Origin of the sequence: Salarchaeum japonicum (assembly GCF_049705945.1) — an archaeon.
Classification (GTDB): Archaea; Halobacteriota; Halobacteria; order Halobacteriales; family Halobacteriaceae; genus Salarchaeum; species Salarchaeum japonicum_A.
In genome coordinates, this window is sequence record NZ_JBNAMV010000004.1 from 1,136,269 (window position 1) to 1,149,331 (window position 13,063).

Here is a 13,063-nt window from a genome sequence, read left to right on the forward strand (position 1 = left end):
CGGCGCACTACACCGAGTACGCCCGACGCGCCGAATCCGTCGGGACGGACCGACTGGCCGCCGTTCTCCGGGAGCTACTGCTCCAGTTAGCGGCGGCGCTCACCACATATGAGTCAACAACACGCCACCACGACCGTATCGCTCCGCGCGGTTCTCGACCGCGCCCGCGACGGCCACGAGGACGCCATCGACGACGACACCGCGAGCGACCTTGTCACCGCCGCCGAACGCAACAGCTACGCCGACGCCAGCCCCCGCGAGCAGTACGACGCGCTCACCGACACGCTCACCGCGCGCGTCGACCGCGACCCCGCCTACGACACCGTCGCCGCGCGCGTCCAGCGCGAACGCGACCGCCGCGAACGCCTCGACGACCACACCAGCGACGCCGACTACCGCGATTCCCTGGTGGACGGCATCGAACGCGGCGTCGCCGCCGACATCCTGGACGAGCGCATGCTCACCTACGACCTCGACGCGCTCGCCGACTACATCGAACTCGACCGGGACGACCGCCTCGACTACACCGCGATGGACACCCTCCACCAGCGGTACTTCCTCCGGGACGGCGACACCCCAATCGAACTCCCGCAGACGTTCTGGATGCGGGTCGCGATGGGGGTCGCGCTCCGCGAACCCGAGGGGGACCGGCAGGCGTACGCCGAGGAGTTCTACGACATGCTCTCCACGCTGCGGTTCGTCCACTCCACGCCCACGCTCTTCCACGCGGGCACCACGCACGCCCAGCTCTCCTCGTGCTACCTCACCACCATCCCCGACGACCTCGACGGTATCTTCGAGGGCTACCACGAACACGCGAAACTCTCGAAGTGGTCGGGCGGCCTCGGGAACGACTGGACGCCCGTCCGCGCGACCGGCGCGACGATATCGTCCACGGGCGTCGAGTCCACGGGCGTCGTCCCGTTCCTCAAGATATCGAACGACGTGACCGGTGCCATCAACCGCTCCGGGAAACGCCGCGGGGCGGCCGCCGCCTACCTCGCGTGCTGGCACCTCGACTTCCCCTCCTTCCTCGACCTCCGCCGGAACACGGGCGACGAACGCCGCCGCACCCACGACCTCAACACCGCCGCGTGGGTGCCCGACCTCTTCATGGAGCGCGTGCAGAACGACGAGGAGTGGACGCTGTTCTCCCCCGACGAGGTTCCCGACCTCCACGAGACGTACGGCCAAGAGTTCGTGGAGAAGTACGAGGAGTACGAGCGCCTCGCGGACGAGGGCGAGATAGAGAACTTCGAGCGGCGGGACGCGAGCGACCTCTGGCGGACGATGCTCACCCGCCTGTTCGAGACCGGGCACCCCTGGATCACGTTCAAGGACCCCTGTAACATCCGGTCTCCCCAGGACCACGCGGGCGTCGTGCGTTCGTCGAACCTCTGCACGGAAATCACGCTCAACACGTCCGAGGAGGAGACCGCGGTCTGCAACCTCGGGTCCGTGAACCTCTCCCGCCACGTCACCGAGTCCGGGCTGGAGCGCGAGAAACTGCGGGAGACCGTCTCGACGGCGATGCGGATGCTGGACAACGTCGTCGACCTGAACTTCTACCCGAGCGAGAAGTCGGAGCGCTCGAACATGCGTCACCGCCCGGTGGGGTTGGGCGTGATGGGGTTCCACGACGCCCTGCTCGCCCAGCGCGTCCCGATGAACTCCGCTGACGCCCTCGACTTCGCGGACCGCGCGCAGGAGTTCGTCGCCTACCACGCCATCGAGTCCTCCGCGGACTTGGCGGCCGAACGCGGCGCGTACGACTCCTTCGAGGGGTCGAAGTGGAGCCGCGACATCCTCCCGCAGGACACGGTCGAACTCCTCGAAGACGAACGCGGCCGCGAGACGCCCATCGAGGTCGAGGAACGCCTCGACTGGAGCCGAGTGCGGGAGAAGATAAGCGACCACGGGATGCGGAACTCGAACACGATGGCGGTCGCGCCCACCGCGACGATTTCGACCATCGCGGGCACGACGCCCTCTATCGAACCCGTCTACTCGAACCTCTACGTGAAGTCGAACATGAGCGGGGACTTCACGCGCGTCAACACCCACCTCGTCGACGACCTCGAAGAACGGGGGTTGTGGACGGACGAACTCCGCGACAAACTCACCTACCACGACGGCTCCGTTCAGGAGATAGAAGCGGTGCCGGACGACCTCAAGGAGCTGTACCGGACGGCGTTCGAAATCGACCCCCGGCACCAGCTCAGGCTGTCCGCGGAGCGCGCGACCTGGATCGACCAGAGCCAGTCCCACAACGTCTTTTTCCCGTCGACGGACGGCAGCAAGCTCGACGACGTGTACACGGCCGCGTGGGAGTTGGGGTTGAAGACGACGTACTACCTCCGCACGCTCGGCGCGAGCCAGATAGAGAAGTCCACGCTCGACATGACCGAGTACGACGACACCCAGTTCCGGAACGACGACGGCGAGAGCGACGACGAGGAGAGCAGTCTGCCGAGCGTCGAGGACCCGACCTGCGAGGCCTGCCAGTAATGCCCGTCATCAACACCGACAGCCAGCACGACCCGAACAAGATACTGCCCATCGACTACGACTGGGCGCGCGAGTACTACCAGCAGGGCGTCGCGAACAACTGGACGCCCGAGGAGGTGCCGATGCAGGACGACGTGTCCCAGTGGCGGGGCGACGCGCTCAGCGACGCCGAACGCCAGCTCGTGGAGTGGAACCTCGGGTTCTTCTCCACCGCGGAGTCGCTCACCGCGAACAACCTCGTGCTCGCGGTGTACGAGCACGTCACCGCGCCGGAGTGCCGGCAGTACCTCCTCCGGCAGGCGTACGAGGAAGCCATCCACACGGACACCTTCATCTACTGCTGTGACAGCCTCGGGTTCGACCCGGACTACATGTACGGGATGTACGACCGCATCCCCGCCATCGAGGCAAAGGACGACTTCGTAGTGGACTTGACGCGTGCGCTCGACCGCGACGACTTCACCATCGAGACGACGGACGACCTCCGGGAGTTCGTGCGCGACCTCGTGGGGTTCTACGTGGTGATGGAGGGCGTGTTCTTCTACGCGGGGTTCGCGATGATGCTCGCGTTGAAACGCCAGAAGAAGATGGTGGGCGTCGGCGAGCAGTTCGAGTACATCATGCGCGACGAGTCGCTCCACCTGAACTTCGGCGTGGACCTCATCAATCAGATACGGGACGAGAACCCCGGCGTCTGGACCGCCGACTTCGAGAGCGAGGTCGAGGAATTGATTCGGGAGGCCGTCGACCTCGAAGCGCGGTACGCGCGGGAGGCGTGCCGGGAGGACGTGCTCGGGATGTCGAGCGAGCAGTTCGTGGAGTACGTCGAGTACATCGCGGACCGCCGCCTCCGCCAGCTCCGCATGGAGCCCGTGTTCGGCACGGAGAACCCGTTCCCGTGGATGGCCGAACAGGCCGACCTGAACAAGGAGAAGAACTTCTTCGAGTCCACCGTGACGGAGTACCAGTCCGGCGGTCAGTTGGACTGGGACTGAATCGCCTCCCTCCGTTCGCGGCGTTCGCGGAGCGCGTCGGCCCGCAGTTCGGCTTCCTCGTCGGTCGGCGTCTCCACGTCCGGGACGGCGGCGGGCGTCTCGTCGTCGTCGAGCGCGACGAACGTGAAGAACGAACTCGCCGTCTCCCGTTTCTCGCGGTCGCTCGGGCGTTCGGCAGTCACGTCTACCTTCACGTCGAGGCTCGACTCGCCCGTGTCGAAGACGTAGCCCCGAACCGTCACGATGTCGCCGAGGTCGATGGGGGCAAGGAAGTCGACGTGGTCCATGGAGGCGGTGACGACCTGGCGGCGGGCGAACCGCCGGCCGGTGATTGCGCCGCAGATGTCCATCCAGTGGAGGACCGCGCCGCCGAGCGCGCGCCCGAGGTTGTTCGTCTCGTTCGGCATCAGAATCTCGCTGCGTTCCGTGTAGGAGTCGAACAGAGGGACGGAGTCCATACGCTTCCGTGACACCCATCCCAGTAAAACAACTAGGTTTGAGTTAGTGAAAGTAGGTTTTATTGTCGGTGGGTGTGAAGCGAACACCGGCGGCGACCTGCTCCCCGTTCGCCGCCACCGACGCGGCCCCACCGCCCTCCGCACCCGGGCCGCGTCCCTTTCTCAGAGCCGGCGTTCGAGCGTCTCCGCGGTGGCCTCGCCCACGCCCTCAACGCCGCGGAGTTCCTCTTCGGACGCCGCGCGCACGCCGTCGACGCTCCCGAACCGCCGGAGGAGGCGTTTGCGGAGCTCCGGGCCGACGCCGGCCACGTCGTCCAACGCCGTGGACACGTCGTCGCGGAGGCTCTGGTGGTACTGGACGGCGAACCGGTGCGCCTCGTCGCGGACGCGCTGGAGGACGTGGAGTTGGGGGGCGTCGCCCGGCCAGTCGTACGAGCGGTCGGGCGCGACGACGACCTCCTCCTGTTTCGCCAGCGACACCACGGGTACCTCCCAGCCTGTTTCGTCGAGCGCGGCGAGGGCCGCGTCGAGCTGGCCGCGGCCGCCGTCGATGAGGAGGAGGTCGGGGTCGGGACGGTCGTCCTCCCCCGCGAGCGCGCGCTCGGCGCGCCAGCGGACGAGCCGCCGCATGTTCGCGTAGTCGTCGTTCTCCTCTTCGAGTTTCTTCCGGCGGTAGTCGGACTTCTCGGGCGACCCGTCGGCGAACGTCACGTCGCTCCCGACTACCGACTTGCCCTGCGCGTGACTCACGTCGAACCCCTCGATGCGAGTCGGTCGCGGTATTCCGAGCGCGTCCGCGAGCGCGCCGAGTTCGTCCCGCGTCCCCGAGCGCCGGTGGGCGTTCTTCAGCGCGAGGTCGACGAGCGTCGCCTCGCGGCCCGCGCCCGGCACGCGCACGTCCACGCCCTCCGCGGCCAGCCACACGTCCAAATCCGGGTCGTCCGGGTCCTCGGGCAGCAGGAGGGCGTTCGGGAGGTCGCGCTCCGCGTAGTACTGCGGAACGAACGCCGCGAGCACCGCTGCGACGCGGTCCTCGCCCTCCGGGGCGTCCACGCGGTGCTGGTCGCGCTCCACGAGCTGGCCGTCCTCCGCGTGCAACCTCGCGACGGTCGCGCTGTCGCCCTCGATGACCGCACCCAGAACGTCGACGTGGCGCTCGTGGCCGTGCCCGGCGACGGCCTCCCCGCCGCCGCCGTGAAACGCCCGCACCGCCTCCAATCGGTCGCGGAGGTTCGCCGCGCGCTCGAACTCCTCGCGCTCCGCCGCGTCCGCCATCGCGCGCTCTATCGGGTCCGCGAGCACGCCCGTCTCGCCCTCGAAAAAGCGCTGCACTGCGTCGGTATCAGAAACGTAGTCCTCGCGCGTGATTTCGCCCGTACACGGCGCGGTGCAGAGGCCGATGTCGTGGTCGAGACAGGGACGGTCGCGGTTCGAGAACTTGTGGTCCGAACACCCCCGGAGGCCGTACTGCTCGCGAACGGCCTTCACCACCGTCTCGACGCGTTTCTTGTCCGTGTACGGGCCGTACGCGGTCGCGCCCTCGTCGGGGTCGCGCGTGATTTCGATGCGGGGGTAGTCGTGGTCCGTAAACTGGACCAGCGGATAGGACTTGTCGTCCTTCAGGCGGACGTTGTACCGGGGCTGGTGGCGCTTGATGAGATTCGCTTCGAGCAGGAGCGCCTGCGTCTCCGTGTCCGTCACCGCGAAGTCGAGAGCGGCGGACCGCTCGACCATCCGGGCGATGCGGTTGCTCCGCGGGTCCGCGTAGGACCGCACGCGCGAGCGCAAATCCACGGCCTTCCCGACGTAGAGCACCGCGCCGTCCTCGGTGAGGAACTGGTAGACGCCGGGGTCCGTGGGGAGGTCGCTCGCGCGCTCGCGCACCTGTCTCGCGTCCATCACTCACGCTTGGCGCTCGCGGGCTTTCAGTCGAGCGCTTCCAGAACCCGGCCAGCGGTCTCCGCGTCGGCGTCGGGCGCGGGAACGCGGAGTTCCTCGCCGCCGTACGTCTCCACGACGAGCGCCCGAGAGCGCGACCGGAGGTAGCGCGCGAACCCGACAGCCGCGAGCAGGGCGGTCAGTCCGGAGAGCGCGACGAGCGCGTCGTCGAAGAACCGCGCGAACAGCGCGACCGCCGACAACACCTGGACGAGCGACCCGACGCCAACCTGGCGCGCGGTTCCGGTCGCGCCCGTCACGGAGTCCGCGATGCCGTCGAGCGAGAACAGCGTGCCGGCCGCGAACAGGAAGACGGCGAACGCGGTCTGTCGGAGGCCGAAGCGGAGGTGGCCGGTCGTTCCTGCCGTCTCCACCCGCACCGTCTCGACGTTCGGCCGGTCGGCGTACCGCACGCGCTCGCCGTCCCCGGTGGGCGTGAGCGCGACGACGCGGTGAGTGGTGACGACGAGCGCGTTCGCGCCGCAGTCCACGCGCTCCACGACCGACTCACCGTCGAACAGGACTTCGGAGAGCGCGACCGACATCACTCGCGGCTTCGACGCCGCCGGTGATAAGCGTGGCCGCCGCGGACGGGCCAGCGTTAAGTTCGAACCGCGAAAAACCCAGATATGAGCGAGACCCGCGCGTGGCTCGTCTACCGCGAGTACACGAACAAGGGACTGTTGAGCCTGGTGTACGCGACGCCGGACGGCGAGCGCGTGCTCCACAAGGAGCGGTCGCTGCACGCCGCCGAACCGACCGCCGCGACGATGGTGGACGAGGACACGCTCGAACCCGTCGAGGACGAGGACCGCCGCGAGCAGTACCGGAAGGAAGCCGAGCGGATGCGGGACCAGCACGACCCCGAGGACGTCGTGTAGGCAGGTTTAGGGGACTGTGGGCGGGAGGTGCGAGTATGTCCTCCAGAACGCCCGGCTGGCTCGTCGTCGCGCGACAGGACGTGCGGGTCGCGCGCGCCGACGGTAGCCTCGCGTGGTCCACGGCCGGCGCGGCGCTGTTCGCCGTGTTCGTCGCCGGCGGCATCGACCTCCTGAGCACGGGTTCGTGGAGCGCGCCCGATACGATGCGGCTGTTCGGGCCGCTGCTGTTGGTCGTCGTCCCCATCTCCGTCGCCGCGAACTGCTACGACGCCGTGAACGGCCCGCGGCAGTCCGGCCGCCTCCGCATCCCGCTCTCCCTCCCGCTCTCGCGGCGCGAAGTCGTCGCCGGCACCGCGCTCGGCCGGTTCGTCACCACCGCAGTTCCCGTATTCGTCCTGCTCGCCGTCGGCGCGCTGTTCGCGGTGACGCGCGCCCGGCCAGTCGACGGGCTCGTCGCCGCTGGCGGCACCCTCATCGCGGGCCTCGCACTCACCGCCGCGTTCGTCGGCGTCGCGGTCGGCTGGTCGGCCGCGACCCGCACGCCGACCCGCGCGCTCATCGGCTGTATCGGCGTCGGCGGCCTCGTCCTCTACTGGTGGCTGCCCGTGGACGCCGCGCACTTCGTCCTCAACGGGTTCGCGTGGCCCGCGACGCCCCACCCGGACTGGCTGTCGTGGTACCCCGCTCTCAATCCCGCGACCGCCTACATGGACGTGCTTCGCGGCGTCGGCTTTCCGGTGGAAGGGACGGGGAACGCCGTGGTCGCGTTCGGCGTCCTCCTCGCTTGGGCGGTCGTTCCGCTCGGTCTCGGGAGCGCTCGGTTCGACACAGTAGATCTCTAGGCAACCCTTTCCGGTATCTTCTTCACACGACAGTGACATTCGACAGACATGGCAGCGATAAAATTATCCGGAGTCCGAAAGGAGTTCGGTGACGTCACCGCCCTCCGCGGTGTCGACCTCGAAGTCGAGGACGGCGAAGTGTTCGGCTTCCTCGGCCCGAACGGCGCCGGAAAATCCACGACCATCGACATCATCCTCGACTTCGTCCGCCCCACCGACGGCGAGGCGCGCGTACTCGGCCGCGACGCCCACGCCGACTCGCTCTCCATCCGCGACGACATCGGCGTCCTCCCCGAAGGGTTCTCCGTCTACAACCGCCTCACCGGCCGCCAACACGTCGAGTTCGCGGTCGAATCGAAAGGCGCGAGCGACGACGCCGACGAACTCCTCGACCGCGTCGGCATCGAGCCCGCCGACCGCGACCGGAAAGCCGGCGGATACTCCAAGGGAATGCAACAGCGCCTCGCGCTCGCGATGGCGCTCGTCGGCGAACCCGACCTGCTCCTCCTCGACGAACCGAGCACCGGCCTCGACCCGAACGGCGCGCGCGAGATGCGCGAACTCATCCTCGAAGAAGCCGACCGCGGCGCGACCGTGTTCTTCTCCAGTCACATCCTCGAACAGGTCGAAGCAGTCTGCGACAGAGTGGGAATCCTCCGGAAGGGCGAACTCGTCGCCGAGGACACCATTCGCGGTCTCCGGAAGGCCGTCGGCACCGGCACCGTCCTCACCGTCGTCGTGGACGAAGTGACGCCGGAGGCGCTCGAAGCCGCACGTGGAGTCGAGGGCGTCGAACACGTGGACGCCAACCGCGACACCATCCGCGTGCGCGCCGACAGTAACGCCAAAACCCGCGTGCTCGACGCTATCGAGGGCACGGGCGTGACGGTCAACGACTTCGCCACCGAGGAAGCGAGCCTAGACGAAGTGTTCGCGGCCTACACGGAGGACGCAGAATGAGCTGGAGCGTCATCGCGAAGAAGGACTTCCAGGACGCCATGCGCTCTCGGATGCTCTGGGGGCTCACCGCCCTGTTCGTCCTGTTCATGGCCGGTATGGCGTACCTCTTTCAGGTGTTCACCGAGAGCGGCGGAACGGGCGACCCGACCGTGGACACGCTCGGCCTCATCGCCTTCCTCTCCAGTCCCGTCACCCTCCTCGTTCCCATCACCGGCCTCGTCGTCGGCCACAAGGCCATCGCGGGCGAAGTCGAGTCCGGGAGCGCGAAACTCCTCCTCTCCCTCCCCCACAGCCGACGCGACGCCGTCGTCGGAAAAGTCGTCGGACGCGCCGCCGTCCTCTCCCTCTCCATCCTCGTCGGTTTGGTCGCCAGCCTCCTCGTCATGGTCGCGCTCTACGACGAGTACACGCTCACGTCGTTCGCCATCTTCGGCGTGTTCTCGCTCGTGCTCGGCGCGGTCTACACCGCCATCGGCGTCGGGATATCCAGCCTGACCAACGACAGCGGCCGCGCCACCATCGGCGCCGCCGGGTTCTACCTCCTCGTCGAGTTCATCCTCCCGCTCATCCCGACCGGCCTCGTCGCCCTCCTCGACCTCCAGGTGTCCTCGGACGCCGTCTGGCCGTTCGTCTTCAACGTCCTCCCGCCGTCCGGCGCGTACACGTTCGCGCTCGCGAACTTCGTCCCCGAAGCCGGATTCGGCGTCGCCCTCGGCAGCCTCCCCGACAGCATCGTCTTCGATGGTGTCACCATGGTCGCCCTGCTCGTCGCGTGGTTCGTCCTCGCGCCGCTCGTCGGCTACCTCCGATTCAACGGCCGCGACCTCTAACCACGTTTTTCCACCACGATTTCGCCGAGCGTTCAAATACGAGCGCGCGCCCAGCAGTGGGCGTGACCTGAACGGCGTCGTGGACGCCACCGCGAAACCCGACGAACAGGCGTCCACGCGAGCAGCGCGTTCGTCGTGCACGCCAGCGGAAGTTAAGTTCCGGGAACCCCTGCCCCGTAGTGTGGACTACGAACTCGCAATCGAGGGCGGGCCGGCGTCGATTCCAGGGGGAACTGCCGTCCTCCTCCTGCATCCGAGTACGGCCGAGACGGACCGTATCGACACCGACTTCCTCAAGACGGACACGGACCGCTTCCTCGTCATCTCCACGCGAACCACCGCGCGGGAGGTCGCGCAGAAACTCAACTACTACGACGTGGACGAATCGCGGGCGGACGTGCTGGACGCGCTAAGCGTCGACCGCGGGTACTCGCGGCGCGGCTCAGAACACATCAGGTACGTGTCATCGCCGGACGACGTGGACGGTATCATCGCGGTGGCGGAGGACTTCCTCAACGACACCGAAGGGAAGCGCCGCGTGAGCTTCGACTCCATCACGGAACTCGCGTACTACGCGGACGAGGAGCGCGCGCTGGACGCGCTGGACCGGCTTGCCGCCCTCCTCAGCGAGCACGACGCGGTTGGGCTGTTCCACGTCTCCGCGGAGGTCCACGACCCCGACGTCATCGAGCGGTTCCGGGAGCACGCGGGGCTCGTCGTGGAACTCGACGACGACGGCTCGGTGACCGTCTCTGACGCCTGACTCCGGCGGAACGCGGTGGTGTCGAAGCGCTTAACAGAACGCCGCGAGCACTCTCGGGTATGGCGAAAGTCAGCATCGTCGGCGCGGCGGGTACGGTCGGCGCTGCGGCAGGCTACAGTCTCGCACTCCGCGATGTCGTGGACGAACTCGTGTTCGTGGACATCCCGGAGAAAGAGGACGAGGCCGTCGGGCAGGCCGCGGACGCGAACCACGGTATCGCGTACGACGCCAATACGGAGGTCGTGCAGGGCGACTACGCCGCCACCGAGGGCTCCGACGTGGTCGTCATCACCGCCGGGATTCCGCGCAAGCCCGGCCAGACCCGTATCGATCTCGCGGGCGACAACGCGCCCATCATGGAGGACATCGGGTCGAGTCTGGCGGAGTACAACGACGACTTCGTCTCTATCACGACCTCGAACCCCGTCGACCTCCTGAACCGCCACCTCTACGAGACGGGTGAGCGGGCGCGGGAGAAGGTCATCGGGTTCGGCGGCCGTCTGGACAGCGCGCGCTTCCGGTACGTGCTCTCCCAGCGCTTCGACGTGCCCGTGCGGAACGTCGAGGCGACCATCCTCGGCGAACACGGGGACGCACAGGTGCCGGTGTTCTCGAAGGTCCGCGTGGACGGTCGCGACCCGTCGTTCGACGAGGACGAGCGGAGCGAAATCCTCTCCGACCTTCAGGAGTCGGCGATGAACGTCATTGAGCGGAAGGGCGCGACTCAGTGGGGGCCGGCGACCGGCGTCGCGCACATGGTCGAGGCCGTGCTCCGGGACACCGGCGAAGTGCTTCCGGCGAGCATTCCCCTGCAGGGCGAGTTCGGACACGAGGACACGGCGTTCGGCGTTCCCGTGCGACTCGGCTCCGACGGCGTGGAGGAAGTGGTCGAGTGGGACCTCACCGAGTACGAGCGCGACCAGCTCGGCGAGGCCGCGGAGAAGCTCTCCGAGCAGTACGCCGAAATCAGCTAGGCGGGACTTCTCGCTGGACGTCCGCCATCTCGGCGTCCTCGTCGTCATCGTCCGAATCGGTCCAGACCGGTACCTCCTCCCAGGGGGGACACATGGTATACACCCACACATTTGTCGTTCGAGTATAAAAGTGTTGGCGCGAGGAGTGGATTTTTGCGGGTCGCGTCCGGGGATAGCGTATGGACGCCGCTGTCTACCACGGCCCCGGTGACGTTCGCATCGAGAGTGTTCCCGACCCCGAGCTCGAAGAACCGACGGACGCCATCGTCCGCGTCACCCACACCGCCATCTGCGGGTCCGACCTCTGGCCGTACCGCGGCCAGAGCGACCAGGACGAAGGAACACGCATCGGCCACGAACCGATGGGTATCGTCGAGAAGGTCGGCTCGGACGTGCGGCACGTTCGGCCGGGCGACCGCGTGCTCGCGCCGTTCTCCATCTCGTGCGGCGAGTGCGAGTTCTGCCGGAAGGGACTGCACACGTCGTGCGTGAACGGCGACGGCTGGAGCGGCGCGAACGGGGGCGCACAGGGCGAGCGCATCCGCGCGCCAACCGCGGACGGCACGCTCGTCCGGGTTCCCGAGCGGTACGCCGACGACGAGGACACGCTCGAAGCCCTCCTCCCATTGACGGACGTGATGTGCACGGGCCACCACGCCGCCGTCAGCGCCGGCGTCGAAGCGGGCGACACCGCGGTCGTCGTCGGGGACGGCGCGGTCGGCCTGTGCGGCGTGCTCGCGGCGTCGCGACTGGGCGCGGAACGTATCGTCGCGGTCGGCCACCACGAGGACCGCCTCGAAATCGCCGAGGAGTTCGGCGCGACGGAAACCGTGTCGAGTCGCGGCGAGGAAGCGGTGGAAGAGGTTCGAGAACTGACGTACGGCGGCGCGAACCACGTCCTCGAATGCGTCGGTGCCGAGTCGTCGATGAGCACGGCGTTCGACGTGGCGCGTCCCGGCGGCACCGTCGGCTACGTCGGCGTCCCGGCCGGCGTGGACGAGGCCGAGTTCCTCGGGACCGCGTTCTCGAAGAACGTCACGCTCAAGGGCGGCGTCGCGCCCGTTCGCGCCTACGTGGACGACCTGATGGCGGACGTGCTCCAGGGGACGCTCGACCCCTCACCCATCTTCACGAAAACAGTCGGCCTCGACGGCGTCCCCGAGGGCTACGAGGCGATGGACGAGCGCGACGCCGTGAAAGTCCTCGTGAAGCCCTAGACGACCTGTTCGCCGTCGTCGTCGTAGACGCGGATGGCGTCGACGGGACACGACCGCGCCGCGAACTTCGCGTCGAACTCCGCGTCCGCCGGGATTTCCCGGCTGAACACGCCGTCCTCGGTTTCTTCGCCGTCGACGAGCACGGCCTTCCCGGCGTCAGAATTCTTCTCGAAACCGTCCCACTCCGCGACGCACTGGTACATGCCGATGCAGGTGTCCCGGTCGAACTCGACTCGCATACTCGCGCTTGGGGCGGGACGGGGTAAAGCAGTCGGGGTTAGAAGGAGAGGTGGCTGGTCGAACTCGGGCCGTCGTCGGTGTCGTCGATACCGCCCTCGTGCCGGAAGACGTAGTCCTCGTCGTCGAGGTAGACGGTGCCGTCGTCCACCGCGAGACCCACGTCCACGAGCGTCGTTCCGGCGGCCTCGCCGTTGTCGCAGTCGCCGGAGCACGTGTCGAACATCGACCCGTGTTTCGGACAGATGACCTGGCCGTCCCGCATCGCCGCGCCCATTCCGCGGTCGAAGCGCTGGAACTCGTGGGGGCACGTGTTCACCCAGGCTTCCACGGACTCCTCGCACGGCAGTAGAATGACCTCCTCCTCGTTCCCGTAGTCGTCCGCGACGGTGAAAAGCCAGGAGCGCTCGTCGTGGACCGTTTCGACCGTCGTGAGTTCCGCACGCGCCATACCCGTGAG

The 13,063-nt window shown here is 67.9% G+C and carries 14 protein-coding genes; 9 read left to right on the forward strand and 5 right to left on the reverse strand.

Annotated elements, in window-relative coordinates:
* Positions 1 to 108 precede the first annotated feature (108 nt).
* Positions 109 to 2,508 carry a ribonucleoside-diphosphate reductase subunit alpha gene (locus ACOZ4O_RS07810; RefSeq protein WP_424524744.1) on the forward strand — a complete coding sequence of 800 codons (2,400 nt, stop codon included), beginning with the start codon at positions 109 to 111 and terminating at the stop codon, positions 2,506 to 2,508.
* Positions 2,508 to 3,503, forward strand: coding sequence for a ribonucleotide-diphosphate reductase subunit beta (locus ACOZ4O_RS07815; protein WP_424524745.1), 996 nt, complete (start codon positions 2,508 to 2,510; stop codon positions 3,501 to 3,503). The genes ACOZ4O_RS07810 and ACOZ4O_RS07815 overlap by 1 nt, the downstream gene beginning before the upstream one ends.
* Here the strand turns inward: ACOZ4O_RS07815 and ACOZ4O_RS07820 are convergent.
* The 3 genes from ACOZ4O_RS07820 to ACOZ4O_RS07830 form a co-directional block, all read right to left on the reverse strand.
* On the reverse strand, positions 3,485 to 3,961 hold the full coding sequence (locus ACOZ4O_RS07820) for an acyl-CoA thioesterase (RefSeq protein ID WP_424524746.1): 477 nt from the start codon (positions 3,959 to 3,961) through the stop codon (positions 3,485 to 3,487). The genes ACOZ4O_RS07815 and ACOZ4O_RS07820 overlap by 19 nt on opposite strands.
* Before the next feature lie 162 nt (positions 3,962 to 4,123).
* Positions 4,124 to 5,860, reverse strand: coding sequence for an excinuclease ABC subunit C (locus ACOZ4O_RS07825; protein ID WP_424524747.1), 1,737 nt, complete (start codon positions 5,858 to 5,860; stop codon positions 4,124 to 4,126).
* 26 nt (positions 5,861 to 5,886) lie between these two features.
* Positions 5,887 to 6,444 (reverse strand): hypothetical protein, encoded by a 558-nt coding sequence (locus ACOZ4O_RS07830; RefSeq protein WP_424524748.1) that lies wholly within the window; start codon positions 6,442 to 6,444, stop codon positions 5,887 to 5,889.
* Positions 6,445 to 6,528: 84 nt separating this feature from the next.
* Between ACOZ4O_RS07830 and ACOZ4O_RS07835 the strand changes: the two genes are divergently transcribed.
* The 7 genes from ACOZ4O_RS07835 (at position 6,529) to ACOZ4O_RS07865 (ending at position 12,366) form a co-directional block, all read left to right on the forward strand.
* The gene (locus tag ACOZ4O_RS07835; protein ID WP_424524749.1) at positions 6,529 to 6,780 is read left to right on the forward strand and encodes a hypothetical protein; all 252 of its coding nucleotides are present in this window, start codon (positions 6,529 to 6,531) and stop codon (positions 6,778 to 6,780) included.
* Positions 6,781 to 6,815: 35 nt separating this feature from the next.
* A complete protein-coding gene (locus tag ACOZ4O_RS07840; protein WP_424524750.1) occupies positions 6,816 to 7,622 on the forward strand; it encodes an ABC transporter permease subunit in 807 nt (268 codons plus the stop codon).
* 48 nt (positions 7,623 to 7,670) lie between these two features.
* Positions 7,671 to 8,582 (forward strand): ATP-binding cassette domain-containing protein, encoded by a 912-nt coding sequence (locus ACOZ4O_RS07845; RefSeq protein WP_424524751.1) that lies wholly within the window; start codon positions 7,671 to 7,673, stop codon positions 8,580 to 8,582.
* Positions 8,579 to 9,412, forward strand: coding sequence for an ABC transporter permease subunit (locus tag ACOZ4O_RS07850; RefSeq protein WP_424524752.1), 834 nt, complete (start codon positions 8,579 to 8,581; stop codon positions 9,410 to 9,412). Before ACOZ4O_RS07845 ends, ACOZ4O_RS07850 begins: the two co-directional genes overlap by 4 nt.
* A 181-nt stretch (positions 9,413 to 9,593) precedes the next feature.
* Positions 9,594 to 10,175, forward strand: coding sequence for a DUF7090 family protein (locus ACOZ4O_RS07855; protein ID WP_424524753.1), 582 nt, complete (start codon positions 9,594 to 9,596; stop codon positions 10,173 to 10,175).
* Positions 10,176 to 10,234: 59 nt separating this feature from the next.
* Positions 10,235 to 11,149 (forward strand): malate dehydrogenase, encoded by a 915-nt coding sequence (gene mdh / locus ACOZ4O_RS07860; RefSeq protein WP_424524754.1) that lies wholly within the window; start codon positions 10,235 to 10,237, stop codon positions 11,147 to 11,149.
* Between the two features lie 179 nt (positions 11,150 to 11,328).
* The gene (locus tag ACOZ4O_RS07865; RefSeq protein WP_424524755.1) at positions 11,329 to 12,366 is read left to right on the forward strand and encodes a zinc-dependent alcohol dehydrogenase family protein; all 1,038 of its coding nucleotides are present in this window, start codon (positions 11,329 to 11,331) and stop codon (positions 12,364 to 12,366) included.
* Here the strand turns inward: ACOZ4O_RS07865 and ACOZ4O_RS07870 are convergent.
* The gene (locus tag ACOZ4O_RS07870; protein WP_424524756.1) at positions 12,363 to 12,605 is read right to left on the reverse strand and encodes a ferredoxin; all 243 of its coding nucleotides are present in this window, start codon (positions 12,603 to 12,605) and stop codon (positions 12,363 to 12,365) included. The two genes, ACOZ4O_RS07865 and ACOZ4O_RS07870, sit on opposite strands and share 4 nt — an antisense overlap.
* 38 nt (positions 12,606 to 12,643) lie before the next feature.
* The gene (locus tag ACOZ4O_RS07875; RefSeq protein WP_424524757.1) at positions 12,644 to 13,054 is read right to left on the reverse strand and encodes a Rieske (2Fe-2S) protein; all 411 of its coding nucleotides are present in this window, start codon (positions 13,052 to 13,054) and stop codon (positions 12,644 to 12,646) included.
* Between the last annotated feature and the right edge of the window lie 9 nt (positions 13,055 to 13,063).

Bases quoted from the DNA above. Each gene is read 5' to 3' on its own strand.
- ACOZ4O_RS07810 (WP_424524744.1), top strand. From the start codon at position 109: ATGAGTCAACAACACGCCACCACGACCGTATCGCTCCGCGCGGTTCTC.
- ACOZ4O_RS07815 (WP_424524745.1), top strand. From the start codon at position 2,508: ATGCCCGTCATCAACACCGACAGCCAGCACGACCCGAACAAGATACTG.
- ACOZ4O_RS07820 (WP_424524746.1), bottom strand. From the start codon at position 3,961: ATGGACTCCGTCCCTCTGTTCGACTCCTACACGGAACGCAGCGAGATT.
- ACOZ4O_RS07825 (WP_424524747.1), bottom strand. From the start codon at position 5,860: ATGGACGCGAGACAGGTGCGCGAGCGCGCGAGCGACCTCCCCACGGAC.
- ACOZ4O_RS07830 (WP_424524748.1), bottom strand. From the start codon at position 6,444: ATGTCGGTCGCGCTCTCCGAAGTCCTGTTCGACGGTGAGTCGGTCGTG.
- ACOZ4O_RS07835 (WP_424524749.1), top strand. From the start codon at position 6,529: ATGAGCGAGACCCGCGCGTGGCTCGTCTACCGCGAGTACACGAACAAG.
- ACOZ4O_RS07840 (WP_424524750.1), top strand. From the start codon at position 6,816: ATGTCCTCCAGAACGCCCGGCTGGCTCGTCGTCGCGCGACAGGACGTG.
- ACOZ4O_RS07845 (WP_424524751.1), top strand. From the start codon at position 7,671: ATGGCAGCGATAAAATTATCCGGAGTCCGAAAGGAGTTCGGTGACGTC.
- ACOZ4O_RS07850 (WP_424524752.1), top strand. From the start codon at position 8,579: ATGAGCTGGAGCGTCATCGCGAAGAAGGACTTCCAGGACGCCATGCGC.
- mdh (WP_424524754.1), top strand. From the start codon at position 10,235: ATGGCGAAAGTCAGCATCGTCGGCGCGGCGGGTACGGTCGGCGCTGCG.
- ACOZ4O_RS07865 (WP_424524755.1), top strand. From the start codon at position 11,329: ATGGACGCCGCTGTCTACCACGGCCCCGGTGACGTTCGCATCGAGAGT.
- ACOZ4O_RS07870 (WP_424524756.1), bottom strand. From the start codon at position 12,605: ATGCGAGTCGAGTTCGACCGGGACACCTGCATCGGCATGTACCAGTGC.
- ACOZ4O_RS07875 (WP_424524757.1), bottom strand. From the start codon at position 13,054: ATGGCGCGTGCGGAACTCACGACGGTCGAAACGGTCCACGACGAGCGC.